Genomic DNA, 26,813 nt, shown 5'->3' on the forward strand with positions numbered 1-26,813 from the left:
ACGCCCGCTGTCATTGAGGAAGGCCGCCCATGTCCGTATTCACGCCACTTGAAGAGCACGAACTGGAAGCCTTTCTGGCGCCTTTCCAACTGGGGCGCCTGCGCGACTTCCAGGGCATCGTCGCCGGCACCGAGAACAGCAACTTCTTCGTCAGCCTGGAGCGGGGTGAATACGTCCTCACGCTGATCGAGCGTGGGCCAGTGCAGGATCTGCCGTTCTTCATCGAGCTGCTCGACGTGCTGCATCAGGCGCGCATCCCCGTGCCCCATGCCGTGCGCACCGCCGAAGGTGTGGCGCTGGGTACGCTGGCAGAAAAGCCCGCATTGCTGCAACCGCGCCTGCCGGGCCGGCACGTTACCTCGCCGAATGCCGCGCACTGCACGGAAGTCGGGCACCTGCTGGCGCGCATCCACCTGGCGACCCGCGAGCGGATTCTGGAGCGCCCCAGCGACCGTGGTCCGGACTGGATGCAGCGGGAGGGGCCGAGCCTGGCGCTGAACCTGCCCGACACGCAACTGCCACTGCTGCGCGATGGCCTGGCGGAAATCGCCGAGCTGAAGCCGAAGTTCCGCACCCTGCCCAGGGCCAACCTGCATGCCGACCTGTTCCGCGACAACGTGCTCTTCGAAGGCAGCCACCTGACCGGCGTGGTCGACTTCTACAACGCCTGCTCGGGGCCGATGCTCTATGACGTGGCGATTGCGGTGAACGACTGGTGCTCGCACCCCAACGGTGAAATCGACGAAGCGCGCAGCCGGCCCCTGCTGGCGGCCTATTCCGCCCTGCGCCGCTTCACCCCGGTCGAGGCCGAGCTCTGGCAGCCGATGCTGCGCATGGCCTGCGTGCGCTTCTGGCTTTCACGCCTGGTCGCCGCCCAGCAGGTTGCCGGCCAGCAGGTGCTGGTCAAGGATCCCGACGAGTTCCACCGCCTGCTGCGCGCGCGCCAGCATTTCCACAGCGCATTGCCGTTCGCCTTCTGACAGGCAGGGAACATTTCCCCGCCGCCGACGTCTGTCCTCTCCGCTTGTGGTCCTCCCGAGGAGTGCGGTTAAGATGAGCCACCTCGGCCATTCCTCACGCTTGTCAGGCTGACCACTCACCATCCTGATGCACCTGTGCCCTTGCGGGGCCGGTGGCATTGTCTTCAGGGAAACACGAATGACTTCACGCTATGTAATCGATGCCTCGGTACACCCCAAGGGCAGCCTGGAAACGCTGTCGCAACGGGAAGTCCAGCAGCTGAGCGAAGCCGGCTCGGGCAGCACCTATGCACTGTTCCGCCAATGCGCCCTGGCGATCCTCAATACCGGCGCACATATCGACAATGCCAAGACCATCCTCGAAGCCTACGAGGACTTCGAGGTGCGCATTCATCAGCAGGACCGGGGCGTGCGCCTGGAACTGATCAACGCGCCCGCCGACGCCTTCGTCGATGGCCATATGATCGCCAGCACCCGCGAAATGCTGTTCAGCGCACTACGCGACATCGTCTACACCGAAAACGAGCTGTGCAGCACGCGCATCGATCTGAGCACGTCCCAGGGCATCACCGACTATGTCTTCCACCTGCTGCGCAACGCCCGCACCCTGCATCCCGGCGCCGAGCCGAACATGGCCGTATGCTGGGGTGGACACTCGATCAGCAGCGAGGAATACCAGTACAGCAAGCGCGTCGGCCATGAACTGGGCCTGCGCAACCTGAACATCTGCACCGGCTGCGGGCCGGGCGTGATGAAAGGCCCGATGAAAGGCGCCACCATCGCCCACGCCAAGCAACGCCTGGTCGGCGGGCGCTATCTGGGCCTGACCGAGCCGGGGATCATCGCCGCCGAGGCGCCGAACCCCATCGTCAACGAACTGGTGATCATGCCGGATATCGAGAAGCGCCTGGAGGCCTTCGTCCGTGTCGGCCACGGCATCATCATCTTTCCGGGCGGCGTCGGCACGGCGGAAGAGTTCCTCTATCTGCTCGGCATCCTGTTGCATCCGGACAACCAGGACATTCCCCTGCCGGTCATTCTCACCGGCCCGAGCGAAGCAGCACCCTATCTGCAGCAACTGCACGAATTCGTCGGCGCCACCCTGGGCGAGGCGGCCCAGCAGCGCTACCAGATCATCATCGACAATCCGGCCGAAGTGGCCAGGCAGATGGTCGAAGGACTGAAGGCGGTGAAGAATTTCCGCCGCGAACGCAACGACGCCTTCCATTTCAACTGGCTGCTGAAGATCGAGGAAAGCTTCCAGCACCCCTTCGACCCCACCCACGAGAACATGGCCAGCCTGCAGCTGACCCGCGAGGTACCGCCCCATGAGCTGGCGGCCAACCTGCGCCGGGCCTTTTCCGGAATCGTCGCCGGCAACGTGAAGGACAAGGGCATCCGCCGTATCGAGCAGTTCGGGCGCTACGAAATCCATGGCGACCCGGCGATCATGAAACCGCTGGACGCGCTGTTGCAGGCCTTCGTCGCACAGCACCGGATGAAATTGCCCGGTGGACGGCCCTACGAGCCGTGTTATCGCGTGGTGAGCTGAACCTACGGGTCACGCTCCACCGACCCGACGAACGGGCGGTCAGACTCGCTGAGAGCCGCGCTTTGCTTGTCGGATTACGAGACCGGATCGTCGGATTACGCCTTCGGCTAATCCGACCTACAACGGTCGGCTCTGCGCTGTGTAGGTCGGGTCACGCTTCACCGACCCGACGAGCGGGCGGTCAGACTCGCTGAGAGCCGGCGCTTTGCTCGTCGGATTACGAGACCGGATCGTCGGATTACGCCTTCGGCTAATCCGACCTACAACGGTCGGCTCTGCGCTGTGTAGGTCGGGTCACGCTTCACCGACCCGACGAGCGGGCGGTCAGACTCGCTGAGAGTCTGGACGTTAGCTCAACCGCACTTGGAATTGCCGCAGTTGAGGCAGGTGGCGCAGCCGTCCATCTGCACCACGGCCTGGGTACTGCACTTGTTGCACAGCTGGGCGCCGGCGGGAAAGCCGTCGCCCGGCTCCAGCGCCACGGCGCCCTGGCTGGCTTCATAGGCGGCACGCTTCTCGGCCAGGTACTTGAGCTGGGTTTCGTCCAGCGCCTGACCTTCGAGCATGCCAATGGCGATCAGATGGCGCTCCAGCACGCCGCCGATCTCGGCGACGATGGACGGCATGTAGACGCCGCCCTTCTTCAGGTAACCGCCACGCGGGTCGAACACCGCCTTCAGCTCTTCCACCAGGAAGGTGCAGTCACCGCCTTTGCGGAACACCGCCGACATGATGCGGGTGAGGGCAACGATCCACTGGAAGTGGTCCATGTTCTTCGAATTGATGAAGATCTCGAACGGGCGGCGCTGCTCGTGCTGCGTGCCGGCGTTGAGCACGATGTCGTTGACGGTGACGTAGAGCGCGTGCTCGAACAGCGGCGACTTGATCTTGTAGGTCATGCCGATCAGTGTTTCCGGGCGCTGCAGGCTCTCGTCCATCTCCACCACGGGCTTGCCAGCGGGTTGCGGCTCGGCGGGCGCGATAGGGCGTTCGAGGGTTTCATCGACGACCTTGAAGCCCTTGATGCGCTGAGTGATCTTTACGGTCATTGTGTTCTCCATCCGGGCGGCGGGCCGCCCGGCTAACGTCAGGTGGGCCGGCTCAGTACTTGCCGTAATAGCCTTCTTTGAGGGCGTCGAAGAGGTTGGCGGCGCTGTTCACCTCGCCGTCGTATTCCACTTCCTGGTTGCCCTTGAGCTCGACCACGCTGCCGTCTTCGAGGGTGAAGCGGTAGAGGGTCTTCTCCAGGTCGGCTTCCTTGACCAGCACGCCCTGGAAGGCCGCCGGGTTGAAGCGGAAGGTGGTGCAGCCCTTGAGGCCCTGGCGCCAGGCGTAGCGGTAGATGTCCTTGAAGGCCTCGAACGGGTAGTCGGTGGGCACGTTGGCGGTCTTGGAAATCGACGAATCGACCCACTTCTGCGCGGCGGCCTGGATATCGACGTGCTGCGTCGGGGTGATGTCATCGGCAGTGATGAAGTAGTCCGGCAGCTTCTCGCCCGGCTCCTGGGAGCCCGGCTTGGCGCGCTCGTTGATCAGCGTGCGGTAGGCCAGCAGCTCGTAGCTGTAGACCTCGATCTTTTCCTTGGCCTTGCGCCCTGCGCGGATCAGGTTGCGCGAGTAGTGGTGGGCGAAGCTCGGCTCGATGCCATTGGAGGCGTTGTTGGCCAGGCTCAGGCTGATGGTGCCGGTGGGCGCGATGGAGCTGTGGTGAGTGAAACGCGCGCCCTGTTCGGCCAGCGCCTCGATCAGCTCGGGCGCGTATTCGGCGATCTTCTGCATGTAGCGCGAATACCTGGCGTGCAGCACACGGCCCGGCACCTGATCGCCGACCTGGTAGCCGTCCTTCTTCATCTCCGGGCGCTTGCGCAGCATCTCGGCGGTGACTTCGAAGGACTCGGCAAGCAGCGGCGCAGGGCCTTTCTCGCGGGACAGTTCAAGCGCCACCTGCCAGCCGACCAGAGCCATTTCGCGGGCGACTTCTTCGGTGAACACGCAGGCTTCCGGGCTGCCATAACGCAGCTTGAGCAGAGTCAGGGCCGAGCCGAGACCAAGGAAGCCCATGCCGTGGCGGCGCTTGTGCTCGATCTCGTGACGCTGGCGTGCCAGAGGCAGGCCGTTGATTTCCACGACGTTGTCGAGCATGCGGGTGAACAGGCGCACCACCTCGCGGTATTTGTCCCAGTCGAAGCGCGCATCTTCGCCGAAGGGGTCGATGACGAAGCGGGTCAGGTTGATCGAGCCCAGCAGGCAGGAGCCGTAGGGCGGCAGCGGCTGTTCGCCGCAGGGGTTGGTCGCCCGGATCGCCTCGCACCACCAGTTGTTGTTCAACTGGTTGACGCGGTCGATGAGGATGAAGCCCGGCTCGGCGTAGTCGTAGGTGGAGACCATGATCATGTCCCACAGGTGCCGCGCCTTGACCCGGCCATAGATCTTGCAGGCCACCAGGCCGTCCTCGCGAACGATGTAGCCTTCGTGGGTCGGCCATTCGCGCCAGACCACCTGCTCGGGGTCATCCAGGTCCAGCTCGGCCTTTTCCTTGAGGTGCAGCGGGAAGATCAGCGGCCATTCGCCGTCGGCTTCGACCGCCTGCATGAACTCGTCGGTGATCAGCAGGCTGAGGTTGAACTGGCGCAGGCGGCCATCCTCGCGCTTGGCGCGGATGAATTCGCGCACGTCCGGATGGCCGACGTCGAAGGTGCCCATCTGCGCGCCACGGCGACCGCCGGCGGAGCTGACGGTGAAGCACATCTTGTCGAAGATATCCATGAACGACAGCGGCCCGCTGGTATGCGCGCCGGCACCCGAAACGAAGGAGCCGCGCGGGCGCAGGGTGCTGAATTCGTAACCGATGCCGCAGCCGGCCTTGAGCGTCAGCCCGGCCTCGTGGACCTTGCCGAGAATCTCGTCCATCGAGTCGTCGATGGTGCCGGACACGGTGCAGTTGATGGTCGAGGTCGCCGGCTTGTAGTCCTGCGCGCCGGCGTTGGAAATGATCCGCCCGGCCGGGATGGCGCCGTTACGCAGCGCCCAGAGGAACTGCTGATACCAGAGTTCGCGCGTATCCTGCGCTTCCACTTCGGCCAGCGCCCGTGCCACCCGCTGCCAAGTGGCGTCCACGTCCGCATCGACCGCCGCGCCATCCTTGCTGGTAAGGCGGTATTTCTGCGCCCAGATATCCTCGGAGGCCACCTGCAGGGGAATGCTGGAAGTGGTTGTGCTCTCTGCCGCGACCGGCCCGCCCGTCTTCGCCATGCGCTGCGCATCCTCGTGTCGTATGGGAAAAATCGAAACGCGAAGCTTATGCCATGCCGGCGAGAATGGCACCTGACGGTTATCAATCTACCCCACAGGTACGCATGAAAATGACGCATTCCGGATCAGTGGCACGCAGGTCTGCGCGATCACGAAACGGCCTGTCAGAGCGACTCCAGACACTCCGCTAGGGTATTGCCCAGGCCTTCGGCGAGCTGTTCGTAGCCTCGGGCATCCACCGGCAAGCCCACGCCCAGCACGTCCAGCTCGGCCATTTTCACCGGCAGACCGCTGGTCAGCGTCTCGGCCAGGCGCGGGCGGGCGGGGGGTTCACTGAATACGCAGCTGGGGCCGGCCTGCTGCAGACGCTGGCGCATGGCCGCGACGTGGCGCGCCCCCGGCTGCACCTCGCCGCTGGCGCTGAACACGCCCGTATGGCGCAGGCCATAGGCGGCTTCGAAGTAATCGTAGGCCTGGTGGAAGACGAAGAAGGGTTTGCTCTGCACGCCGGCAAGGCGCTGCTTGAGACGCTGATCCAGCGCCGCGAGGCGTTCGGCGAATGCCGCGCTGTTCGAGCGGTAGCGTTCGGCATTGGCCGGGTCGGCGGCAGCGAAATCATCAGCCATGCGCTCGGCGATCACCCGCGCATTGGCCGGCAGCAGCCAGAGATGGGCATCGAGACTGCCAGGGCGGTGGTCGTGGTCATGCTCGTCGGCATACGCAGGCCCATGATCGTGATCGTGATCGTGATCGTGATCGTGATCGTGATCGTGATCGGCATGCTCGTGCTGATCGTCATGGGCATCGCCGAAATGCCGCAGCGTCAGCCCCGGCAGCTCCTGTATGGCGAGGCTCGGACCTTTGCGCCCGCTCAGCGCACGCGGCAGGAAATTCTCCAGATCGGGGCCGATCCAGTAGAGCAGCGTGGCCTCCTGCAGACGCCGCACGTCGGATGGGCGCAGCGCGTAATGGTGCGCCGAAGCATTGGCCGGGAGCAGAACATCCGGCTCACCGGTGCCATCCTGCACGGCGGCGGCAATCAGCTGCAGCGGCTTGATGCTGGTCAGCACCTGGATCTCGGCATGAGCGGGCGCTGCGCCGATAACCAGCGCAGCTACTAATAGGGGAAAGGTGAAAAGACGAATCACGGGCAGCACTCGCAGGTGTGAATTGGTACATAATAACGTCTCTCCACTATGACGTCGCTGACCATGTCCAAAACTCCGCTGGCCTGCACGCCACACGATCACGATCACTGCGTCAGCCATGCGCTGGCCGAAGCCGATACGCTCTGCGCGCGCCAGGGCGTGCGCCTGACCGCCCTGCGCAAGCGCGTGCTGGAACTGGTCTGGCAGAGCCACAAACCGCTTGGCGCCTACGACATCCTCGCCGTGCTGAGCGAGCAGGACGGTCGCCGTGCGGCGCCGCCGACGGTCTACCGGGCGCTGGATTTCCTTTTGGAAAACGGCCTGGTGCATCGCATCGCCTCGCTCAACGCCTTTATCGGCTGCACCCGTCCCGAGCATCCGCACCAGGGCCAGTTCCTCATCTGCCGCAACTGCCACACCGCCATCGAGCTGGAGCAGCCGGCGATTGCCGAGGCCATCATTGCCGCCGCGCGCACGGTGGATTTCAGCGTCGAGGGGCAGACCGTGGAAGTGGTCGGCCTGTGCGCACCCTGCCGGCGCGCGGCATGAACGAGGCATTGCTGCGGCTGGAGGACATCCACGTGCGCTTCGCCAGCCAGAACGTGCTGGAAGGCGCGCAGTTGCAGGTGCATCGCGGCGAGATCGTCACCCTGATCGGCCCCAACGGCGCCGGCAAGACCACCCTGGTGCGCGTGGTGCTGGGCCTGCTCAAGCCCGATCGCGGCCAGGTCTGGCGGCAACCGAAACTGCGCATCGGCTATATGCCGCAGAAACTGCATGTGGACGCCACCCTGCCGCTGTCGGTGCTGCGTTTCCTGCGCCTGGTGCCGGGCGTGGAGCGTACCCGTGCCCTGGCAGCACTCGAAGAGGTGGGCGCCGGGCATGTCATCGACAGCCCGCTGCAACGGATTTCCGGTGGCGAGATGCAGCGCGTACTGCTGGCCCGCGCCCTGCTGCGCGAACCGCAGCTGCTGGTACTGGACGAGCCGGTGCAGGGCGTCGACGTGGCCGGCCAGGCCGAGCTGTACCGGCTGATCGGCGTCTTGCGCGAGCGCCATGGCTGCGGCGTGCTGATGGTGTCCCACGACCTGCATCTGGTGATGAGCGCCACCGATCAGGTGGTCTGCCTGAATCGCCACGTCTGCTGTTCGGGACATCCCGAGCAGGTCAGCAGCGACCCGGCCTTCGTCGAGCTGTTCGGCCAGGATGCACGCAGCCTGGCGATCTACCACCACCAGCACGATCACAGCCACGACCTGCATGGCAGCGTGGTGGTCGGCAAACCCCACGTCCACGGCCCCAATTGCAAGCATTGATCGACATGCCCGACTTCCTTCTCAACGCCCTGCTCGCCGGACTCGCCCTGGCGCTGGTGGCTGGCCCGCTCGGCTCCTTCGTGGTCTGGCGACGCATGGCCTATTTCGGCGACACCCTGTCCCACGCCGCGCTGTTCGGCGTCGCCCTCGGGCTGATGCTGGACGTCAACCTGACCCTGGCGGTGACGGTCGGCTGCGTGCTGCTCGCCCTGCTGCTGGTCACACTGCAGCAGCGCCAGCCGCTGGCCTCGGACACTCTGCTGGGCATCCTCGCCCACAGCACGCTGTCGCTGGGACTGGTGTCGCTGAGCTTCATGGACGACGTGCGCATCGACCTGATGGGCTATCTGTTCGGCGACCTGCTGGCGGTCGGCCCAACGGACCTGGCCTGGATCGTCGGCGGCAGCGCGCTGGTGCTGCTGATGCTGATTCCGCTGTGGCGACCGCTGCTGGCGATCACCGTGCATGAGGAACTGGCCAGGGTCGAGGGCCTGCCGGTGGCGGCGATCCGCCTGGCGCTGATGCTGCTGATCGCCGTGGTCATCGCGGTGGCGATGAAGATCGTCGGCGTGCTGCTGATCACCTCCCTGCTGATCATCCCCGCCGCCGCCGCGCAGCGCCATGCCCGCACCCCGGAGCAGATGGCCCTCGGCGCGAGCCTCTTGGGCATCGTCGCGGTGTGCCTGGGCCTGGCATTGTCCTGGTTCGAGGACACTCCGGCTGGCCCATCCATCGTGGTCAGCGCCGCCGCGCTGTTCCTGCTCAGCTTCGCCTGGCCGAAGCGCGCCTGAGCCATGAGCGACCTGAAATACCTGCGCGGCTACCCCGAGCCGCTGCTCGCCCAGGTACGCCAGCTGATCGCCGAGGATCGTCTGGGCGATTACCTGGCCCGGCGCTACCCGGAACGGCATCAGGTGCAGAGCGACAAGGCGCTGTACGGCTATGTGCAGCAGCTCCGGCAGGCGTATCTGAAAAGCGCGCCGGCCATCGACAAGGTGCTCTACGACAACCGCCTCGACCTCACCCACCGCGCCCTGGGCCTGCATACGGCGGTATCACGCGTGCAGGGTGGCAAGCTCAAAGCGAAGAAGGAGATCCGCGTCGCCTCGCTGTTTCGCGAAGCCGCACCGGAATTCCTGCAGATGATCGTCGTCCATGAGCTGGCGCACCTGCGCGAGCGCGAGCACAACCGCGCCTTCTACAAACTCTGCGAACACATGCTGCCCGGCTACGGCCAGATCGAATTCGACCTGCGGCTGTACCTGCATTGGCGCGAGGGGCAGAACGGCTGAAACGCATTATGGCCAGAGACCATGGGTGGATCGCTGAAGCGTGATCCACGGATTTGTAGGGCCGAACAATTTCGGCCATTCGTGCGCTCCGCTGGCCGAATGAATTCGGCCCTACGGGGTTGTAGCTCCGCAGGATGGAATCGCGGCAGGTGCTTGTGGCGCCTGCCGCGAAGCGCGATCAGGCCGGCACCGCCTTGGCTGCCGCCTCGCGATCCCAGACACGGTGCTGACCGAGCGCCTGAGCGAAGGCGCCGAACACCGCATCCACGTCATCACCCTCCAGCAGGCCGGCATCGGGCACAAGGTTCAACGACGTCAGCAGCGGTCGCGCCGCACCCAGCATGACGACAGGCTTGAGGTGCTTGTAGGCTTCCAGCAGGTAGTGCCTGGCCTCGCCGGACTGGGCCATGGCCGCCGCCGCATCGGCTCCGCCGGGCACGAATACCGCATCGAACATGACCGACGGCATGCCGTCCATGGCCGCATCGACCACCAACAACTTGCCCTCGGCGGTCTTCACTGGCGCAGGCGTCGGGCCGATCAGCTTGGCGAAGGCGCCCTCTTTGGCCAGTTTGGCCTTGAACGCATCGATGGCAGCGCCGTCCACACCGTTGGCCACGAGAATCGCCACCTTGCGCGACTTGATGTTGCCTGGCGCATGATTCGCCAGGCTCAGCGCCGGCGAGCTGGGCGGCGTCGGCTCTTTCTTCGGCACAGAGGGCTGCGTCGGTGCCGGCAGGCCGAGGTTCTCGGCAACCCGCCGGGCCAGTTCCAGGTCGATGTTGGCGAGTATTTCGTTGACCTGCCGTTCGCGAATGAACACCCGCTCGACCTTGCCCAGCTCGAAGGTGTAGGCACCGATGATATGTTCCTTTTCCGGCGCGCTCATGCTGTTGAAGAACAGCGTGGCCTGGGAGAAGTGATCACCGAAGGATTCGCTGCGGTTGCGGATCTTGTGCCCTTCGACCCGCTCGGGATAGCTCTCGAAGCCGCCATCCTGCGCCGCTGGCGGGGTTTCCTTGGGCCAGCCGCTATCGATGGAGTTGGGCTCGTAGTTGGCGCGACCCTTGTGGATCGTCTGGCGATGAAACGCATCACGCTGGTTGTTGTGGAAAGGGCACAGCGGTCGGTTGATCGGGATCTCGTGGAAGTTCGGTCCGCCCAGGCGCAACAGCTGGGTATCGGTGTAGGAGAACAGCCGGCCCTGCAGCAGCGGGTCGTTGCTGAAGTCGATGCCCGGCACGATGTGGCCGATGTGAAAGGCGGCCTGCTCGGTCTCGGCGAAGAAATTGTCCGGGTTACGGTTGAGCGTCATCCTGCCGAGCTTCTGCACCGGCACCAGCTCCTCGGGAATGATCTTGGTCGGATCGAGCAGGTCGAAATCGAAGCTGTGTTCGTCGGCCTCTTCCACCACCTGCACACCCAGCTCCCACTCGAAGTAGTCGCCCATCTCGATGGATTCCCACATGTCGCGGCGGTTGAAGTCGGGGTCCTTGCCAGCGATCTTCAGCGTTTCGTCCCAGACCAGCGAAAAGGCACCGGCCACCGGCTTCCAGTGGAACTTGACGAAGCGGCTGACACCCTCGGCATTGATCAGGCGGAAAGTGTGCACGCCGAAGCCTTCCATCGCCCGGTAGCTTCGCGGAATGGCGCGGTCGGACATGGTCCAGAGCACCATGTGCGCCGACTCCGGGGTCAGCGAGACGAAGTCCCAGAAGGTGTCGTGGGCCGACTGGCCCTGGGGAATCTCGTTGTGCGGCTCGGGTTTGACCGCATGCACGAAGTCCGGGAACTTGATCGCATCCTGGATGAAGAACACCGGCATGTTGTTGCCGACCAGGTCGAAGTTGCCCTCGTCGGTGTAGAACTTGGTAGCGAAACCGCGCACGTCACGCACCGTATCCGCCGAGCCGCGCGAGCCCTGCACCGTGGAGAAACGCACGAATACCGGCGTTTCCTTGCCCTCGGCGGCGAGGAACGAGGCCTTGGTCAGCCAGCTGTGGTCGCCGTAGCTTGTGAACACACCATGGGCCGCCGCGCCGCGGGCATGGACGATGCGTTCGGGAATGCGCTCGTGATCGAAGTGGGTGATCTTCTCGCGCATGATGAAGTCTTCGAGCAACGAGGGGCCTCGATCACCGGCCTTGAGGGTGTTCTGGTTGTCGGCGATCTTCACGCCCTGGTTGGTCCTCAACGCTGCGCCGGTGGCGTCGCTGCGAAACTGCTCCAGCTGATCGAGCTTGGCGTTGTGATTGGCGCGGTCTACCGTATCGGTGCCGGCCAGCTCGCTCTGTTTGGGGGTTGTGTTCGTCATGATGGGCCTCGGTTAGCAACTGGCTGAACCGCAAACGATCATCCGACAACGGCTGGATACGTGATCAATTCACGGTGTACCGATTAATGACCCTTCCAGGGCCGGCAAGGTTGCCGACTGCGACGATTTGTGTTGCCTATGGAAGCAGTAGATTCCTTCAATCGAACCAGCACAAACGAGCGACCTGAACGCCAAGCAGGTAGAATGCCCGCCTTTCGCCGAACATCGGCTCCGAACGTCGCACCTACAGGTTCGCCCGTGATCGAATTCCAAGACGTCCATAAAACCTACCGGGTTGCCGGTCGCGATATCGCCGCGCTCCAACCGACCCGACTGGAAATCAGCGCTGGCGAGGTGTTCGGCCTGATTGGCCATTCCGGCGCCGGCAAGAGTACCCTGCTGCGCCTGATCAACCGCCTGGAAGAGCCTTCCGGCGGGCGCATTCTGGTCAACGGCGTAGAGGTCACCGCGCTGGATGCCGAAGGCCTGCGGCGCTTCCGCCAGCGCGTGGGGATGATCTTCCAGCACTTCAATCTGCTGATGTCCAAGACGGTCGCCGACAACGTCGCCATGCCGCTGCGGCTGGCCGGCAGCTACTCGAAAAGCGAGATCGAGCGCCGCGTCGCCGCCCTGCTCCAGCGCGTCGGCCTGGAGGACCATGCGCGCAAATACCCGGCGCAACTGTCCGGCGGGCAGAAGCAGCGCGTCGGCATCGCCCGGGCGCTGGCCACCGAACCGGACATCCTGCTCTGCGACGAGGCCACCAGCGCCCTCGACCCGCAGACCACCGCGCAGGTGCTGCAGTTGCTGGGGGAAATCAACCGCGAGCTGAACCTCACCATCGTGCTGATCACCCATGAGATGGACGTGATCCGCCGGGTCTGCGACCGCGTGGCGGTGATGGACGGCGGGGCGATCGTCGAACAGGGCGCGGTCACGGATGTCTTTCTGCATCCGCAGCATCCCACCACCCAGCGTTTCGTTCTCGAAGACGAAGCCGTGGATGAAGGCGAACAGCGTGACGACTTCGCCCATGTACCAGGACGTATCCTGCGCCTGACCTTCCAGGGCGACTCCACCTACCAGCCGCTGCTGGGCAGCGTCGCACGCGAGACGGGCGTGGACTTCTCGATCCTGTCCGGGCGTATCGACCGCATCAAGGACACCCCCTACGGCCAACTGACCCTGGCCCTGGTGGGCGGCGACATCGAGGCCGCCCTGTCCCGTTTCGATAGCGCCGATGTTCATGTGGAGGTGCTGCGCTGATGGACGCTTTGTTTACCAATGTGGACTGGTACGAGATCTGGCTGGCGACGCTGGACACTCTGCTGATGCTCGGCGGCTCGCTGCTGTTCACCATCCTGCTGGGCCTGCCGCTGGGTGTGCTGCTGTTTCTCAGCGGCCCGCGCCAGCTGTTCGAGAACGGCCCGCTGTATGCCGCGCTGTCGTTCGTGGTCAACGTGCTGCGCTCGCTGCCGTTCATCATCCTGCTGATCGTGATGATTCCCTTCACCGTGCTGCTGACCGGCACCTCGCTGGGCGTGGCCGGGGCGATCCCGCCGCTGGTGGTGGGCGCCGCGCCCTTCTTCGCGCGGCTGGTGGAAACCGCGCTGCGCGAAGTGGATCGCGGCATCATCGAGGCAACCCAGGCGATGGGCGCGACGACGCGGCAAATCATCTTCAGTGCATTGCTGCCCGAGGCGCGACCGGGCATCATCGCTGCGATTACCGTCACCGCCATCACCCTGGTGTCCTACACTGCGATGGCCGGCGTGGTGGGTGCCGGTGGCCTGGGCGACCTGGCGATCCGCTTTGGCTACCAGCGTTTCCAGACCGATGTGATGGTCGTCACCGTGGTCCTGCTGCTGGTGCTGGTGCAGATCCTGCAGAGCGTCGGCGACAAGCTGGTTACCCATTTTTCGCGCAAATGAACCATTAGACCTATCAGGGCGAGCGAACCTTCGCACCCCATTCACCTCCGAAGGAACCGAACGATGAAAAAACTGATTGCCGCCCTGGCCACCGTCGCGGCGTTTTCCGCCCAGGCTGCCGAACTGAACGTCGCCGCCACCGCCGTGCCCCATGCGGAGCTGCTGGAATTCGTCAAACCCAAGCTGGCCGAGCAGGGCGTGACGCTGAACGTGAAGGTTTTCACCGACTATGTGCAGCCCAATATCCAGGTCGCCGAGAAGCGTCTGGACGCCAACTTCTTCCAACATCAGCCGTACCTCGATGAATTCAACAAGGGCAAGGGCACCGATCTGATCAGCGTCGCGGGCGTGCATATCGAACCGTTCGGCGCCTACTCCAGCAAGCACAAGTTGCTGGACGAACTGCCCAACGGCGCCAACGTGGTGATTCCCAACGACGCCACCAACGGCGGTCGCGCGTTGCTGCTGCTGGCCAAGGCGGGTGTGATCAGCCTCAAGGATGGCGCCGGCATCACCGCCACGCCGAAGGACATCGCCGACAACCCCAAGCGCATCAAGGTGCGTGAACTGGAAGCGGCGACCTTGCCGCGCGTGCTGACCCAGGTCGATCTGGCGCTGATCAACACCAACTACGCGCTGGAGGCCAAGCTCAACCCCACCGAGGACGCGCTGGTCATCGAAGGCAGCGATTCGCCCTACGTGAACATCCTCGTCGCCCGCCCAGACAACAAGGACAGCGAGGCCATGCAGAAACTCGCCGCCGCGCTGCACAGCGAGGAGGTTCGCCAGTTCATCGAAGAGAAGTACCAGGGCGCGGTCGTTCCCGCCTTCTGATCTGCTCTTGGTCTGACGACGAACCCCGCCATGTGCGGGGTTCGTCGTTCATGGCGCAGGGCCGAATTCATTCGGCCACGAACCGGCAATGGCCGAACAAGTTCGGCCCTACGAGGGGTTTCATTTTCAGGACATAGGTTTTTTGAGCGGGCCGGCTGGCGCACCACCGATCCCGAGACTAACCCCGAACCCCGCCATGTGCGGGGTTCGTCGTTCATGCTGTAGGGCCGAATTCATTCGGCCACGAACGGGTAATGGCCGAACAAGTTCGGCCCTACGAGTAGGGATTTAGTTTCGGAGCGGGCGGCTTCTACTGTGTCTGGGTCAGTAGCCCCGGCAATTCTGCCTTCAGCTTCTGCACTTTCAGCGGCGCGCGGATAAAGCCGCGCTGGCGACCGTCCGGGCCGATGATGACCAGGTTGCCGCTGTGATCGACGGTGTAGTTTTCCCGGCTGGTATCGCCGGGAATGAAGGGTATGCCGACGCCATTGGCCAGGGTCTGGATATCGTCCAGCGGGCCGGTCAGCCCGGTGAAGCCATCGCCGAAAAAGCCCAGATACTGCTTGAGCTGCTCAGGCGTGTCGCGGTGCGGATCGACGCTGACCAGCACCGGCTGCATGCGCTCGCGCACCGTCTCGGGCAGCTCGTTTCGCACTTGGCGCAGCTCGGCCAGAGTCGCCGGGCAGATATCCGGGCAGAAGGTATAGCCGAAGAACAACAGGGTCCACTTGCCCTTCAGCTCATCCACCTGGACCGGCTCGCCATCCTGATTGGTCAGGCTCAGCGCCGGCACCGTGCGGCTCTGCGGCAACAGGATGATGCCGGCATCCAGCATCCGGGTCGGATCGGCCTGGGGCTCGCTGTCGAGCACCCGGTAGACCGTCAGCCCGATGACCAGCGCGATCAACGCGACGAGGATGAACACGGTGGTCTGGATACGAGTCATGGGCTTCCTTGTTGAGCGGCTTCAGATATTCAGCAGCAGATAATGATCAACCAGCAGCGCAATGAACAGGGCGAACAGGTACCAGATGCTGAATTTGAAGGTCCTGATCGCCGCATGGGGCCGGCTGTCGCGGTACAGCACGACGGCCCAGTAGAGGAAACGCGCACCCAACAGGACGGCGGCAGCCAGGTACAGCGGGCCGCTCATGTGGATGGCATAGGGCATGAAGCTCACCGCCAGCAGCACCGCCGTGTAGAGCAGGATGTGCACCTTGGTGTAATGCTCGCCGTGGGTCACCGGCAGCATGGGGATATTGACCTTGGCGTATTCGGCCTTGCGATGGATGGCCAGCGCCCAGAAGTGCGGCGGCGTCCAGGCGAAGATGATCAGCACCAGCAGCAGCGGTTCGGCGCTGACCTGCCCGGTTACCGCGACCCAGCCCAGCAACGGCGGCGCGGCGCCGGCCAGCCCACCGATGACGATGTTCTGCGGCGTGGCGCGTTTGAGAAAGCCGGTATAGACCACCGCATAGCCGAGCAGCGAGGCCAGCGTCAGCCAGGCCGCCAGGGCATTGGTGAACACCAGCAGCAGGGCCAGCCCGGCGACGCTCAGCGCCAGGGCGAAGGTCAGCGCGGCGAAGGGTGAAACCCGCCCCTCGGCCAGTGGCCGCTTGTGGGTGCGCGCCATCACCGCGTCGATACGACGGTCCACCACATGATTGACCGCCGCCGCGCCCCCGGCGCACAGGGCGATGCCGAGGTTGCCGAACAGCAGCACCGTCCAGGGCACCCCGGCGCGGGTGGCGAGGAACATGCCTACCAGCGAGGTGATGAGCATCAGCAGCACCACCTTCGGCTTGGTCAGCTCCAGGTAGTCGCGCCAGCCTGCCGTGACGCTCGATTGGCTGAGTACTGTGGCCATGGGCTTCTCCTTGTGGTCATGGGCTGGGCAGTTCGACCCCGGCATTGCCATTGGGGTCGCGCTGCAGCATGCCGGAAGGGGTTTCAGTGTGTGTCCGGGCAACCGTCCGGCGCTGCGCACGCAAGCGGAAATTGATCAGCACCAGCACCAGCAGCAGAGCCGCGCCGCCACCGTTGTGGGCCACGGCGACGGCCAGCGGCAGGTTGAGCAGCACATTGCTGATGCCCAGGGCGACCTGCACGGCTAGCGCCGCCAGCAACAGCGCGGCAAGGTGACCGAGGCCGTAGCGAAACAGTCGCCAGGCCAGCATCAGCAGTACCAGAATGATCAGCAGCGCACCGATCCGGTGGGCGACATGGATGGCGGTGCGCGCCTCGCCATAGAGCAGCCCGCCAAGGTAGTTGGGGCCGATGTCGTGATGAGTCAGATCGAAGGCGCGGATGAAATCCATCTGCGGCCACCATTCACCGTGGCAGGTCGGGAAATCCGTGCAGGCCACTGCCGCATAGTTGCTGCTGACCCAGCCGCCCAGGGCGATCTGCCCGATCACCAGCGACATGGCCAGCCCGGCGAACAGCCGCAGCCGTGCCGGAACGGCTACAGACAGAGCGGGTAAGCGTCCGGACAGGCGCAGACACAGCAGAAACAGCAGGCTCAGGGTGGCGAAGCCGCCGAGCAGATGCGTGGTGACGATCTGCGGCCAGAGCTGCAGCGTCACCGTCCACATGCCGAAGATCGCCTGGGCGATCACCACAGCGAGCAACAGCAGCGGCAGTTTCACTGGCTGGCCCGGCTCGCCGCGACGGCGCAGGGCCTGTACCGCCAACCCGAGAACCACCAGCCCCAGGGCGCCGGCGAAGTAGCGATGGACCATCTCGTTCCAGCCCTTGCGCACCTCCAGCGGTGCCTCGGGGAAACGCAGGGCAGCGAGGCTCTGCTTGTGCTCGCTCATCGGCACAGCGAGAAAACCGTAACAGCCGGGCCAGTCCGGGCAGCCCAGGCCAGCATGGGTCAGCCGCGTATAGGCGCCCAGCAACACCACCACCACGGCCAGGGCGGTGGCGATCAGGGCGAGACGGTATCCGGGGCGTGATGCTTGCATAGAGTCCTCGTTTCACTCGGTCTGGAGGCTTGAGCTGGACGCTCAGACCGCCGTCTCACCAGTAATCCATGTGGCAGACGCCTCCCCGTCCAGCCTTCAGCCCCCAGCGCCTTTATCGTCTTCACCCTATCTGCGAAATCTTCAGCAGGTACTTCAGGTCATCAAGAATCGCCTTGCCATCGGCATCGGCCGCGTAGCGCAGCACCAGGTTGCCGAGGGGATCGACGATCCACAGTTGCGGTCCGGCGGGGACTTCGGGATTTGCCGAATAGGCGGCGGCATCCAGTGCATAGCGTGTCAGCTGCGGGTATTCGCGTCGCAACCGCTGCTCGTAATCGGCCTCCAGCGTCTGCGCCGTGGCCAGCGCATGCCCGGCACGAGCAGCTTCGCGGGCCAGGCCGATGTTGATCTGTCGCGCCAGGTAGACCAGTTGCCGGCATTCCTCGTGGCAGCCCTGCGGTGCGGTGACCAGCAGCTCCCAGCGCGGCTCGCCCGCAGCCGTCACGCCGATGGCATCGCGGCCCTGTCCGTCGGCGACCAGCACGCCATCGTAGCTGCGGCTTTCCGGCACCCAGAAACCGAAGCGGTACATGGCCGAAGCAAGCAACATCGGCCCCAGCACCACGCCGATGATCAGCAGCAGTTGCAGGCGACCACGGCCACGTCGTGGCTCAGGTTGGGCGGCGGTCGGATTCATGATTGGCATGCTGATTCTCCCGTGCCTGATGCACGCCCAGATAAATGAACAGCGCCAGCAGCGCGGCGGCCAGCGCGAACCATTGCACGGCATAGCCCCGATGCTGCGCCGGGCTCATGCTGGTGACCGGCCAGTCGGCGCGATAGGCCGTCGGCCCCGGCTCGAGACGCAGCTCGTAGGCAATGCCGTCGCGCCCAAGGGTCTCCCACAATTGCTGTACATCCACATGATTGATCAGCCGCGGCCAGCCTTCGGCCATGCCCCTGTCGAGGACGAACGGCTTGCCCGCCGGCACATGGACCCAGGCGGCCAGCTTCAGCGCCTGCCCGGGGGTATCGAATGCGGGCGCGATACGCCGGTCCGGCCAGGGAATCCAGCCGCGATTGACGATGACCCAGCGTCCGCTGGGCTGATCCTGGAAGGGCTGCAGCAACTCGACCCCGACCTGGCCGTCGCGGGTGCGGCTGTCGAGCAGGAAGCTGTGCTCGGCATCGAAACGGCCCTGCAGGTGTACGCGGCTGTAGGCAGGGTCCGGCAGCCCGTCCAGCTCGGCGGGCGACAATGCTCCGAGCTGGGCGCGGGCCTCCTGTCGCTCCAGCATGTCGCGCTTCTGCTCGCCGCGTTCGAGTTGCCAGAACCCCAGCCAGACCAGCACCGGCAGCAGGGCCAGCACCACCAGCGTCGGCAGCAGCCCCGGTCGGAAGCCGTTCATGACGCGGCCCTCCTGCGGTCGCTCTCGTCTGTGGATACGGCTGGCTATACTCCACCCCCATCACCCCTGTCGTGGATCCGCCCATGCTCAAGGCGGTTATCGTTGTTCTCTTAGTCGCCACGCTGATCAGTCTGTTCAGTGGCCTGTTCTTCCTGGTCCATGACGCGGGACGGACGTCTCGTGTCGTCATGGCCCTGTTCGTTCGCGTCATCCTCAGCGCGCTGATCGTCGCGCTGATCGGCTGGGGGTTCTATTCGGGCCAGCTGCGGTCGGTTCTTGGCTAGAGCACGTAGACGAAGATGAACAGCCCCAGCCAGACCACATCCACGAAGTGCCAATACCAGGCAGCCGCCTCGAAGCCGAAATGATGTTCACGCGTGAAGTGGCCTCGCAGGATGCGTACCAGCATCACCGTCAGGATGATCGCGCCGATGGTGACGTGGGCGCCGTGAAAGCCGGTGAGCATGAAGAAAGTCGCCCCGTAGATGCCCGATCCCAGCGTCAGCCCCAGCTCGCTGTAGGCGTGGACATACTCTTCGATCTGTAGCGCCAGGAAGATCGCACCCAGCAGCACGGTCAGCCCCAGGCCGATCTTCAGCTGCTTGCGGTTGTCCTTCTTCAGCGCATGGTGCGCCCAGGTCAGGGTGAAGCTGGAGGTCACCAGCAGTATGGTGTTGATCAGCGGCAGGCCCCAGGCGCTGATGACGCCGTCCGGTGCCGGGTAGAGTTTCGGGTCGGGGTTGTTCAGCAGCGGCCAGGTGTATTCGAAACCGGGCCAGAGCATGTTGCTGACGCCCTTGTCACCTTCGCCGCCGAGCCAGGGGCCGACCCAGTAGCGGATGTAGAACAGCGCACCGAAGAAGGCGGCGAAGAACATCACCTCGGAGAAGATGAACCAGGTCATGCCCCAACGGAACGAGCGGTCCATCTGCGGGCTGTAGAGGCCCGAGCGGCTTTCTCTGACCACCGCACCGAACCAGCCGAACATCATCCAGGCGATCAGCAGGGCGCCGATGAAGAACACCAGCGGACCGCTGGATTCGGCCCGTGCGGCCTTGAGATCGTTGAACCAGAGCCCCAGGCCGTAGACGGTGACCAGCAGTGCGACGGTGGCGACGATGGGCCATTTGCTCTGGGCCGGGACGTAGTACTGCTGATGGCTTTCGGTTGGCTGATGGCTCTCGGTGCTCATTGCGGGCTCTCCTTGGTCGCCCTGGACAGAGCGGCAACCGGCGGCTGGCTGGACGTGATGTCGAACAGCGTGTAGGCGAGGGTCAGGTTGTGCACATCGCCCGGCAGGTCGCGGTCGACGATGAAGCGCACCGGCATTTCGATACGCTCACCCGGCTGCAACACCTGCTGGGTAAAGCAGAAACACTCGGTCTTGTGGAAATACGCTGCCGCTCTGGACGGCGACACGCTGGGCACGGCCTGGGCGGTCATCGGCTTGTCCGTGGGGTTGTAGGCGACAAAGCGGATTTCCTCGCTGGCACCGGGGTTGACCCTGAGCTGCTCAGCCTGGGGACCGAACTGCCAGACCATGCCGGCGGCGTTGGTGGCCAGGAACTGCACGCGAATTTCTCGCGCCTCGTCCACCGTCTGCGCCCCCTGATAGGCACCGGCGGTCTTGCCATTGATGCCGAAGGCCTGGCACATCACGTCATAGATCGGCACCAGAGCGAAGCCGAAGGCGAACATCGCCACCACGACGAAGATCAGGCGGCGGACCAGTTGGGCAAGCGGCAGCTCAGCTTTCATGGCCGTATCTCCAGAAGACGACAAGAGCGCTGGAGGCTGGAAGCTGGAAGCTGGAAGCTGGACGAAAAAGCCCTTTAGCCACTCCAGAATTATCCGCAGAAACATGCTCGCGAAGCTTTGCGTCTCATCCAAGTGACGGCAAAGCACGTCGTCGAAGCCTCCTCTTCGTCCAGCCTCCAGCCTCCAGCCTCCAGCGGCTTCTAACCTATTCATGCTTGGGACCCGTCCGGTGCTCATGCAGGGTGTGCATGTCCGGCGGGGTGGTAAAGGTGTGGTAGGGCGCCGGCGAAGGCACGCTCCATTCCAGTCCTTCCGCACCGTCCCAAGGCTTGGCTGCAGCAGCGGGGCCACCTCGGATGCACTTGATGACGATGAACAGGAACAGCAGCTGAGTGGCGCCGAACATGAAGGCACCCACCGAGGACACCATGTTGAAGTTGGCGAACATCATGTTGTAGTCCGGGATACGCCGTGGCATGCCGGCCAGACCGACGAAGTGCATCGGGAAGAACGCCAGGTTCATGCCCACGAACGACAGCCAGAAATGCAGCCTGGCCAGGGTTTCGTCATACATGTGCCCGGTCCATTTGGGCAGCCAGTAGTAGGTCGAAGCGAAGATGCCGAAGATCGCACCGGGCACCAGCACGTAGTGGAAGTGCGCCACCACGAAATAGGTATCGTGGTACTGGAAGTCCGCCGGGGCGATGGCCAGCATCAGTCCGGAGAAGCCGCCGATGCTGAAGAGGATGACGAAGGCCACGGCGAACAGCATCGGCGCCTCGAAGGTCAAGGAGCCGCGCCACATGGTGCTCACCCAGTTGAACACCTTCACCCCCGTTGGCACGGCGATGAGCATGGTCGCGTACATGAAGAACAGCTCGCCGGTCAGCGGGATGCCCACGGTGAACATGTGGTGCGCCCAGACGATGAACGAGAGGAAGGCGATGGCGCCGGTGGCGTAGACCATCGAGGTATAGCCGAACAGCGGCTTGCGGCTGAAGGCCGGGATGATCGAACTGACCGCGCCGAACGCCGGCAGGATCATGATGTACACCTCGGGGTGGCCGAAGAACCAGAACACATGCTGGAACAGCACCGGATCGCCGCCACCCGCCGCGCTGAAGAAGCTGGTGCCGAAGTGGATGTCCATCAGCATCATGGTCACCACACCGGCCAGCACCGGCATCACCGCGATCAGCAGGAAGGCGGTGATCAGCCAGGTCCAGACGAACAGCGGCATCTTCATCAGCGTCATGCCTGGCGCGCGCAGGTTGAGCACGGTGGCGATGACGTTGATCGCGCCCATGATCGAGCTGATGCCCATCAGGTGGATGGCGAAGATGAAGAAGGTCACCGACTCCGGCGCGTAGGTGGTCGACAGCGGCGCGTAGAAGGTCCAGCCGAAGTTCGGCCCGCCGCCCTCCATGAACAGCGTCGAGACCAAGAGGCCGAAGGCCGCCGGCAGCAGCCAGAAGCTGAAGTTGTTCATCCGCGGCAGGGCCATGTCCGGCGCGCCGATCATCAGCGGGATCATCCAGTTGGCCAGGCCGACGAAGGCCGGCATCACCGCGCCGAAGACCATGATCAGGCCGTGCATGGTGGTCATCTGGTTGAAGAACTCCGGCTGCACGATCTGCAGGCCCGGCTGGAACAGCTCGGCACGGATCACCATGGCCATGGAGCCGCCGAGCAGGAAGGCGGCGAAGCTGAACCACAGGTACATCGAGCCGATGTCCTTGTGGTTGGTGGTCAGCAGCCAGCGCGAGAGGCCCTTGGCCGGGCCGTGATGATGGTCGTGCCCGGCATGACCATGGTCGTCGATCACTGCACTCATCAGCCTGTCCTCTTATTGGGTGGCTTCTTCGGCCTGTTTGAAATCGAGCACGTCTTTCGGCGTGACCATCTCGCCCGTGTCATTGCCCCAGGCGTTGCGCTCGTAGGTGATGACGGCAGCCAGATCGACTTCCGACAGCTGCTTGCCAAAGGCCGCCATGGAGGTGCCCGGCTTGCCGTTGACGACGATATCGATATGCGCCTCGATGTCCTGGGTGACCATCTGCGAGCCCTTGAGCGCCGGGAAGGTCGGCGGCATGCCCTCGCCGCTGGCCTGGTGGCAGGCCACGCAGGTGGTCTGATAGACCTTCTCGCCGCGAGCAATAAGCTCCTCCAGCGTCCATTCCTTGCTGGTCAGCTCGGCCAGCTTGGCGGCCTCGGCCTTTTTCTCGACGAGCCAGGCGGCATAGTCTTCCGGCGCACGTACGTCCACCACCACCGGCATGAAGCCGTGATCCTTGCCACACAGCTCGGTGCACTGACCGCGGTAGATGCCGGGTTCCTCGACGCGGGTCCAGGATTCGTTGATGAAGCCGGGAATGGCATCCTTCTTCACCGCCAGCTGCGGCACCCACCAGGAGTGGATGACATCCGCCGCAGTAATCAGGAAGCGCACTTTGGCGCCGGTGGGAATCACCAGCGGCTCATCGACCTCCAGCAGATAGTGCTCACCCTTGGGCACCAGGTTGTTGATCTGGTCGCGCGGCGTGGTGAGGTTGCTGAAGAACTCCACATCCTCACCCAGGTACTTGTAGTGCCACTTCCACTGGTAGCCCGTAATCTGGATATCCACGTCGGACTCGGACGAATCGTAGATATGGATCAGCGTGCGCGTGGCCGGCACCGCCATGCCCACCAGGATCAGCAAGGGAATGACCGTCCAGAGCACCTCGACCCTGGTGTTTTCATGGAAGTTCGCCGAGTGCGGACGCTTGGAGCGGCGGTGCGCGATCATCGAATAGATCATCACGCCGAACACCAGCGCGCCGATCACCACGCAGATCCAGAAGATCGCCATGTGCAGGTCGAAGACGGAGCGGCTGACATCGGTTACACCGGCTCGCATGTTCACGTCCCAGGCGGCGTGCGCCTGACCGAACAATAGCCACAGCCCGAGACTCATCCAGAACGTTGGATGTCGAGACATTGCGGGTCCCCTTTATGGTTCTTGTTATCCCGCCGACTGCTTCGCCCCGCCGAAAAGCGGCTGTTCCGGGCCTGAGGCCTTGACCCGGTGATCCCAGCTACGTTCCCGATCAGACCGATCTGCTCTGGCTGCGCCACCGAGACTACAGTGGCCAATCCTTCGCCTGCATAACACAGTCGGATTGCACTCAGTACCCCTACGCTTCGGAGTATAGACAGCGATTGCCGACTGGCAATTCATGAACCCTCCGTCGCTGCTTCGGACCGCTCGGTACCACCATCGTTCTTCTTCACGCCCCGAATGTTCATCAGCGCCAGGCATACCTGCAGGACGATCAGCGCCCAGGCGCCGGCATGCCAGCCCCAGATGACCCAGAGCAGGTTGCTTGCCAGAAAGCACCAGAAACCAGTCGTCCGCCGTCCCGGTCGCAACGAACCGATCAGCCACGCCGCGACTACCGTGACCACCATCGCCGGCCATTGCAGCAGGTCGAACCAATCCATATCGCCTCCAGTAAGCCAAGAAACACGTCAGGCAATCCGTTGCGTGCATGGGTTGGTGCCATTCGCGCTCGCCAGAGTTCCGGTGCGAAATCCGTGAGGGCAGAAAAGCCGCAGATCCCGCCCGTCGAGTGCGGGTTATCCAATGGCTGAATGAATGCAGTCCTACGGTCGGCAAGCGCCCATACCGGGCTGTCGTAGGGCCGAACGTGTTCGGCCTTTGTTTCACAAACGCATCTGCTGCCCCGGCGGGGCGAAGCGGCTGCAGTCCAGCCCGAAGTTCTGGTCACGGCGGTTGTAACCCAGACGCTTGCAGGCCAGCCGAAAACGCTGGGCAAGCAACTCGGCGAACTGACCTTCGCCACGCATGCGGCTGCCGAAGCGGCTGTCGTAATCCTTGCCGCCGCGTGACTGGCGCACCAGGCTCATCACATGCCCGGCGCGCTGGGGAAAGTGTTCGGCCAGCCAGCCCTCGAACAGCTCCACCAGCTCATGGGGCAGGCGCAGCAGCACGTAACCCGCCGACGCCGCACCGGCTTCGCGTGCGGCTTCGAGCAGACGCTCCAGCTCCATGTCGTTGATCATCGGGATCATCGGCGCGCACATCACACTGACCGGCACGCCCGCCCCGTGAAGGGTGCGCAATACGCGCAGACGCGCCGCGGGCGAGGCGGCGCGGGGTTCCATGATGCGCTTGAGCTCGTCATCCAGCGTGGTCAGGCTGACCGAGACGCTGACCAGCCGCTGCTCGGCCAAGGGCACCAGCAGATCCAGATCGCGCAGCACCAGCGAGCCCTTGGTAATGATGTGCACCGGATGCCGGTAGCGCAGCAGGATTTCCAGCGCCTGGCGAGTCAACCGCTGCTCGCGCTCCAGCGGCTGATAGGCATCGGTGTTCACGCCCAGCGCGATGGGTTGCGGCACGTAGCCGGGCTTGCTCAGCTCCTGCTCCAGGCATTCGGCCAGATTGGTCTTGGCGATCAGCCGGGTCTCGAAATCGATGCCCGGCGACAGGTCCCAATAAGCATGGCTGGGCCTCGCAAAACAGTAGATGCAACCATGTTCGCAACCCCGATACGGATTAACCGAACGATCGAAGCCGACATCCGGCGACTGATTGCGGGTGATGACGGTCTTGGCCGTCTCACGGCGCACTTCGGTGGCGCGGGTGGGCGGCACCTCTTGCTCCCAGCCATCGTCATAGGCCTCGCTCAAGGTCGGTGCGAAGCGGTTGTGCGGGCTGCTGGCAGTACCGCGACCGCGGGGTGTGGAGAGGTTTTGGCTCATGGCTGCATCCATTACTGTTCATGCATACAGTATATGTTGCCACCAAGCTTCTGCCGCGCCTTCCGACGAACGCAAGGAGAAAAGAACGTGCCAGCGCTCCACAGCCGCTGGTCGGAAAAGCGGAACGATTCGGTTACGCAATGAACGAAGCCTCTGCAGAAAAATAACAACCAGGCCTGCTCATGGCCTTTAGGGAGAGCGACCATGCAGCGCGGTGCATCCTTGCCGTCGAGGCAAAACAACTTCGATTTCCTGCGCTTTTTTGCAGCTTCGCTGGTGCTGGTCGTTCACAGCTATCCACTGACCGGACGACGCCCGGACGAACCTATCGAGCTGCTGACCGGTTACGAGAACGGCGGAGAGTTCGCCGTCGCGATCTTCTTCGTCATCAGCGGCTACCTGATCACTTCGTCCTGGCTGAACAGCAGCAGCACGACGAGCTTTCTGATCAAGCGGGCGTTGCGCATCCTGCCGGCGCTGGTACTTACCGTGCTGCTGTCGGCCTTCATCATCGGCCCCCTGGTCACGCAGGAGAGCCTGGGCAACTACTTCGCCTCCTCGACTACCTGGACCTACCTGCTGAACATCCTGCTGGCCACCCAGTACGAGCTGCCGGGCGTTTTCACCCAGAACATCTACCCCGACGTGGTCAATGGCTCGCTGTGGACCCTGCCGCTGGAAGTCATGATGTACCTGGGCGTGCTGGTGATGGGGCTGACCGGCATTCTCAGCCAACGCCTGATCATGCTGCCAATCGCTTTCTTCGCGGTGTGCCACTTCTGGCTGATCGGCAGGCTCGGGATCGACTCCTTCCTGCTCAAGAACATCTTCAAGCTCGGCCTGCTCTACTACAGCGGCGCGGCGCTGTACCTGTATCGCGACAGCATTCCGTGGCGCGCCTGGATCGCCGCGCTGCTGGTCGGCGCGCTGGTGCTGACCTTCCACACCGCCAGCGGTCCCTTCGTCTACGCCCTGGCGCTGCCCTATCTGGTCATTTACATCGCCTACGCGCCGATCCCCTGGCTGGCAGGGTTCGGCAAATACGGCGATTTTTCCTACGGCATGTATATCTACGCCTTTCCCCTGCAGCAGCTGACGGTCTACTCGCTGGGGCACGAAATCGGCGTGTTCTGGCTGACACTGATCAGCTTCGTACCGACCCTGCTGCTGGCGGCGCTTTCATGGCATTACATCGAAGAACCGGCGATGCGGCTCAAGCGCCTGTTCGCCCGCGCGCCGCAGGTAACCGCCACGGCGCCGGAAGTGGTGAAATGAGCCGCTCACGCCGCCC

At 64.0% G+C, this 26,813-nt stretch carries 26 protein-coding genes; 11 read left to right on the forward strand and 15 right to left on the reverse strand.

Features of this window, described 5'->3' with window-relative positions; genetic code table 11:
- The first annotated feature begins 29 nt into the window (after positions 1–29).
- Together ACYCFC_RS16720 and ppnN are read left to right on the forward strand one after the other, a co-directional pair.
- Complete coding sequence (locus ACYCFC_RS16720) at positions 30–980, forward strand: homoserine kinase (protein WP_459652293.1); 951 nt, start codon at positions 30–32, stop codon at positions 978–980.
- Between the two features lie 178 nt (positions 981–1,158).
- Entirely contained in the window at positions 1,159–2,532 is a 1,374-nt protein-coding gene (gene ppnN / locus ACYCFC_RS16725; protein ID WP_181085123.1) for a nucleotide 5'-monophosphate nucleosidase PpnN, read from the forward strand.
- Between the two features lie 353 nt (positions 2,533–2,885).
- On the opposite strand, the gene ACYCFC_RS16730 is transcribed toward ppnN, so the two are convergent.
- The 3 genes from ACYCFC_RS16730 to znuA form a co-directional block, all read right to left on the reverse strand.
- The gene (locus ACYCFC_RS16730; RefSeq protein ID WP_181085125.1) at positions 2,886–3,581 is read right to left on the reverse strand and encodes a TSCPD domain-containing protein; all 696 of its coding nucleotides are present in this window, start codon (positions 3,579–3,581) and stop codon (positions 2,886–2,888) included.
- Positions 3,582–3,633: 52 nt separating this feature from the next.
- Positions 3,634–5,784 carry an adenosylcobalamin-dependent ribonucleoside-diphosphate reductase gene (locus ACYCFC_RS16735; protein ID WP_459652294.1) on the reverse strand — a complete coding sequence of 717 codons (2,151 nt, stop codon included), beginning with the start codon at positions 5,782–5,784 and terminating at the stop codon, positions 3,634–3,636.
- Positions 5,785–5,948: 164 nt separating this feature from the next.
- A complete protein-coding gene (znuA, locus tag ACYCFC_RS16740) occupies positions 5,949–6,932 on the reverse strand; it encodes a zinc ABC transporter substrate-binding protein ZnuA (RefSeq protein WP_459652295.1) in 984 nt (327 codons plus the stop codon).
- 63 nt (positions 6,933–6,995) lie between these two features.
- On the opposite strand from znuA, the gene zur reads away from it, so the two are divergent.
- Genes zur through ACYCFC_RS16760 form a run of 4 tightly spaced genes read left to right on the forward strand, consistent with a single transcriptional unit; the run spans position 6,996 to position 9,540 of the window.
- Positions 6,996–7,481 (forward strand): zinc uptake transcriptional repressor Zur, encoded by a 486-nt coding sequence (zur, locus tag ACYCFC_RS16745; protein WP_459652296.1) that lies wholly within the window; start codon positions 6,996–6,998, stop codon positions 7,479–7,481.
- A complete protein-coding gene (gene znuC, locus ACYCFC_RS16750) occupies positions 7,478–8,248 on the forward strand; it encodes a zinc ABC transporter ATP-binding protein ZnuC (protein WP_181085132.1) in 771 nt (256 codons plus the stop codon). Before zur ends, znuC begins: the two co-directional genes overlap by 4 nt.
- Before the next feature lie 5 nt (positions 8,249–8,253).
- Positions 8,254–9,039 (forward strand): zinc ABC transporter permease subunit ZnuB, encoded by a 786-nt coding sequence (gene znuB / locus ACYCFC_RS16755; protein ID WP_181085134.1) that lies wholly within the window; start codon positions 8,254–8,256, stop codon positions 9,037–9,039.
- A gap of 3 nt (positions 9,040–9,042) precedes the next feature.
- Entirely contained in the window at positions 9,043–9,540 is a 498-nt protein-coding gene (locus tag ACYCFC_RS16760) for a YgjP-like metallopeptidase domain-containing protein (RefSeq protein ID WP_459652297.1), read from the forward strand.
- Positions 9,541–9,718: 178 nt separating this feature from the next.
- On the opposite strand, the gene katE is transcribed toward ACYCFC_RS16760, so the two are convergent.
- Complete coding sequence (katE, locus tag ACYCFC_RS16765) at positions 9,719–11,854, reverse strand: catalase HPII (RefSeq protein ID WP_459652298.1); 2,136 nt, start codon at positions 11,852–11,854, stop codon at positions 9,719–9,721.
- 258 nt (positions 11,855–12,112) lie between these two features.
- Between katE and ACYCFC_RS16770 the strand changes: the two genes are divergently transcribed.
- The 3 genes from ACYCFC_RS16770 to ACYCFC_RS16780 all read left to right on the forward strand — a co-directional run bounded on the left by ACYCFC_RS16770 (position 12,113) and on the right by ACYCFC_RS16780 (position 14,619).
- Positions 12,113–13,120 (forward strand): ATP-binding cassette domain-containing protein, encoded by a 1,008-nt coding sequence (locus tag ACYCFC_RS16770; RefSeq protein ID WP_181085140.1) that lies wholly within the window; start codon positions 12,113–12,115, stop codon positions 13,118–13,120.
- Positions 13,120–13,785 carry a methionine ABC transporter permease gene (locus tag ACYCFC_RS16775; protein ID WP_181085142.1) on the forward strand — a complete coding sequence of 222 codons (666 nt, stop codon included), beginning with the start codon at positions 13,120–13,122 and terminating at the stop codon, positions 13,783–13,785. The genes ACYCFC_RS16770 and ACYCFC_RS16775 overlap by 1 nt, the downstream gene beginning before the upstream one ends.
- 63 nt (positions 13,786–13,848) lie before the next feature.
- Entirely contained in the window at positions 13,849–14,619 is a 771-nt protein-coding gene (locus ACYCFC_RS16780) for a MetQ/NlpA family ABC transporter substrate-binding protein (protein ID WP_181085144.1), read from the forward strand.
- A gap of 310 nt (positions 14,620–14,929) precedes the next feature.
- On the opposite strand, the gene ACYCFC_RS16785 is transcribed toward ACYCFC_RS16780, so the two are convergent.
- The 5 genes from ACYCFC_RS16785 to ACYCFC_RS16805 form a co-directional block, all read right to left on the reverse strand.
- A complete protein-coding gene (locus ACYCFC_RS16785) occupies positions 14,930–15,565 on the reverse strand; it encodes an SCO family protein (protein WP_181085146.1) in 636 nt (211 codons plus the stop codon).
- A gap of 21 nt (positions 15,566–15,586) precedes the next feature.
- A complete protein-coding gene (cyoE, locus tag ACYCFC_RS16790; protein ID WP_181085148.1) occupies positions 15,587–16,486 on the reverse strand; it encodes a heme o synthase in 900 nt (299 codons plus the stop codon).
- Positions 16,487–16,502: 16 nt separating this feature from the next.
- The gene (locus tag ACYCFC_RS16795; protein ID WP_459652299.1) at positions 16,503–17,588 is read right to left on the reverse strand and encodes a COX15/CtaA family protein; all 1,086 of its coding nucleotides are present in this window, start codon (positions 17,586–17,588) and stop codon (positions 16,503–16,505) included.
- Between the two features lie 121 nt (positions 17,589–17,709).
- Positions 17,710–18,285: a hypothetical protein gene (locus ACYCFC_RS16800; protein ID WP_459654017.1), complete on the reverse strand. Its 576-nt coding sequence runs from the start codon at positions 18,283–18,285 to the stop codon at positions 17,710–17,712.
- Positions 18,260–18,997, reverse strand: a complete 738-nt coding sequence (locus tag ACYCFC_RS16805) for an SURF1 family protein (protein WP_459652300.1) — start codon at positions 18,995–18,997, stop codon at positions 18,260–18,262. The genes ACYCFC_RS16800 and ACYCFC_RS16805 overlap by 26 nt, the downstream gene beginning before the upstream one ends.
- 83 nt (positions 18,998–19,080) lie before the next feature.
- On the opposite strand from ACYCFC_RS16805, the gene ACYCFC_RS16810 reads away from it, so the two are divergent.
- Positions 19,081–19,281 (forward strand): twin transmembrane helix small protein, encoded by a 201-nt coding sequence (locus ACYCFC_RS16810; RefSeq protein ID WP_181085154.1) that lies wholly within the window; start codon positions 19,081–19,083, stop codon positions 19,279–19,281.
- On the opposite strand, the gene ACYCFC_RS16815 is transcribed toward ACYCFC_RS16810, so the two are convergent.
- The 6 genes from ACYCFC_RS16815 to ACYCFC_RS16840 all read right to left on the reverse strand — a co-directional run bounded on the left by ACYCFC_RS16815 (position 19,278) and on the right by ACYCFC_RS16840 (position 25,522).
- Positions 19,278–20,189 carry a cytochrome c oxidase subunit 3 gene (locus tag ACYCFC_RS16815; protein WP_181085156.1) on the reverse strand — a complete coding sequence of 304 codons (912 nt, stop codon included), beginning with the start codon at positions 20,187–20,189 and terminating at the stop codon, positions 19,278–19,280. The genes ACYCFC_RS16810 and ACYCFC_RS16815 overlap by 4 nt on opposite strands.
- On the reverse strand, positions 20,186–20,755 hold the full coding sequence (locus tag ACYCFC_RS16820; protein WP_181085157.1) for a cytochrome c oxidase assembly protein: 570 nt from the start codon (positions 20,753–20,755) through the stop codon (positions 20,186–20,188). The genes ACYCFC_RS16815 and ACYCFC_RS16820 overlap by 4 nt, the downstream gene beginning before the upstream one ends.
- Before the next feature lie 205 nt (positions 20,756–20,960).
- Positions 20,961–22,589 (reverse strand): cytochrome c oxidase subunit I, encoded by a 1,629-nt coding sequence (gene ctaD / locus ACYCFC_RS16825; RefSeq protein WP_459652301.1) that lies wholly within the window; start codon positions 22,587–22,589, stop codon positions 20,961–20,963.
- Positions 22,590–22,601: 12 nt separating this feature from the next.
- Positions 22,602–23,735, reverse strand: a complete 1,134-nt coding sequence (gene coxB / locus ACYCFC_RS16830) for a cytochrome c oxidase subunit II (protein WP_459652302.1) — start codon at positions 23,733–23,735, stop codon at positions 22,602–22,604.
- A 236-nt stretch (positions 23,736–23,971) separates the two neighbouring features.
- Positions 23,972–24,238 carry a hypothetical protein gene (locus ACYCFC_RS16835; RefSeq protein WP_181085164.1) on the reverse strand — a complete coding sequence of 89 codons (267 nt, stop codon included), beginning with the start codon at positions 24,236–24,238 and terminating at the stop codon, positions 23,972–23,974.
- Between the two features lie 222 nt (positions 24,239–24,460).
- Positions 24,461–25,522 carry a PA0069 family radical SAM protein gene (locus ACYCFC_RS16840; protein ID WP_459652303.1) on the reverse strand — a complete coding sequence of 354 codons (1,062 nt, stop codon included), beginning with the start codon at positions 25,520–25,522 and terminating at the stop codon, positions 24,461–24,463.
- A 204-nt stretch (positions 25,523–25,726) separates the two neighbouring features.
- Here ACYCFC_RS16840 and ACYCFC_RS16845 point away from each other — a divergent pair, with 204 nt between their 5' ends.
- Entirely contained in the window at positions 25,727–26,797 is a 1,071-nt protein-coding gene (locus ACYCFC_RS16845) for an acyltransferase family protein (protein WP_181085167.1), read from the forward strand.
- Positions 26,798–26,813: the final 16 nt, after the last annotated feature.

The sequence above is a fragment of the Stutzerimonas sp. NM35 genome, assembly GCF_054604355.1.

Coding starts and splice junctions, on each gene's coding strand:
- ctaD (WP_459652301.1), bottom strand. CDS start 22,589: ATGAGTGCAGTGATCGACGACCATGGTCATGCCGGGCACGACCATCAT.
- ACYCFC_RS16820 (WP_181085157.1), bottom strand. CDS start 20,755: ATGAAAGCTGAGCTGCCGCTTGCCCAACTGGTCCGCCGCCTGATCTTC.
- ACYCFC_RS16840 (WP_459652303.1), bottom strand. CDS start 25,522: ATGAGCCAAAACCTCTCCACACCCCGCGGTCGCGGTACTGCCAGCAGC.
- katE (WP_459652298.1), bottom strand. CDS start 11,854: ATGACGAACACAACCCCCAAACAGAGCGAGCTGGCCGGCACCGATACG.
- ACYCFC_RS16795 (WP_459652299.1), bottom strand. CDS start 17,588: ATGCAAGCATCACGCCCCGGATACCGTCTCGCCCTGATCGCCACCGCC.
- ACYCFC_RS16835 (WP_181085164.1), bottom strand. CDS start 24,238: ATGGATTGGTTCGACCTGCTGCAATGGCCGGCGATGGTGGTCACGGTA.
- znuB (WP_181085134.1), top strand. CDS start 8,254: ATGCCCGACTTCCTTCTCAACGCCCTGCTCGCCGGACTCGCCCTGGCG.
- ACYCFC_RS16780 (WP_181085144.1), top strand. CDS start 13,849: ATGAAAAAACTGATTGCCGCCCTGGCCACCGTCGCGGCGTTTTCCGCC.
- ppnN (WP_181085123.1), top strand. CDS start 1,159: ATGACTTCACGCTATGTAATCGATGCCTCGGTACACCCCAAGGGCAGC.
- ACYCFC_RS16730 (WP_181085125.1), bottom strand. CDS start 3,581: ATGACCGTAAAGATCACTCAGCGCATCAAGGGCTTCAAGGTCGTCGAT.
- ACYCFC_RS16720 (WP_459652293.1), top strand. CDS start 30: ATGTCCGTATTCACGCCACTTGAAGAGCACGAACTGGAAGCCTTTCTG.
- ACYCFC_RS16785 (WP_181085146.1), bottom strand. CDS start 15,565: ATGACTCGTATCCAGACCACCGTGTTCATCCTCGTCGCGTTGATCGCG.
- ACYCFC_RS16735 (WP_459652294.1), bottom strand. CDS start 5,784: ATGGCGAAGACGGGCGGGCCGGTCGCGGCAGAGAGCACAACCACTTCC.
- znuC (WP_181085132.1), top strand. CDS start 7,478: ATGAACGAGGCATTGCTGCGGCTGGAGGACATCCACGTGCGCTTCGCC.
- cyoE (WP_181085148.1), bottom strand. CDS start 16,486: ATGGCCACAGTACTCAGCCAATCGAGCGTCACGGCAGGCTGGCGCGAC.
- ACYCFC_RS16845 (WP_181085167.1), top strand. CDS start 25,727: ATGCAGCGCGGTGCATCCTTGCCGTCGAGGCAAAACAACTTCGATTTC.
- zur (WP_459652296.1), top strand. CDS start 6,996: ATGTCCAAAACTCCGCTGGCCTGCACGCCACACGATCACGATCACTGC.
- ACYCFC_RS16775 (WP_181085142.1), top strand. CDS start 13,120: ATGGACGCTTTGTTTACCAATGTGGACTGGTACGAGATCTGGCTGGCG.
- ACYCFC_RS16815 (WP_181085156.1), bottom strand. CDS start 20,189: ATGAGCACCGAGAGCCATCAGCCAACCGAAAGCCATCAGCAGTACTAC.
- ACYCFC_RS16760 (WP_459652297.1), top strand. CDS start 9,043: ATGAGCGACCTGAAATACCTGCGCGGCTACCCCGAGCCGCTGCTCGCC.
- ACYCFC_RS16800 (WP_459654017.1), bottom strand. CDS start 18,285: ATGAATCCGACCGCCGCCCAACCTGAGCCACGACGTGGCCGTGGTCGC.
- ACYCFC_RS16810 (WP_181085154.1), top strand. CDS start 19,081: ATGCTCAAGGCGGTTATCGTTGTTCTCTTAGTCGCCACGCTGATCAGT.
- coxB (WP_459652302.1), bottom strand. CDS start 23,735: ATGTCTCGACATCCAACGTTCTGGATGAGTCTCGGGCTGTGGCTATTG.
- ACYCFC_RS16805 (WP_459652300.1), bottom strand. CDS start 18,997: ATGAACGGCTTCCGACCGGGGCTGCTGCCGACGCTGGTGGTGCTGGCC.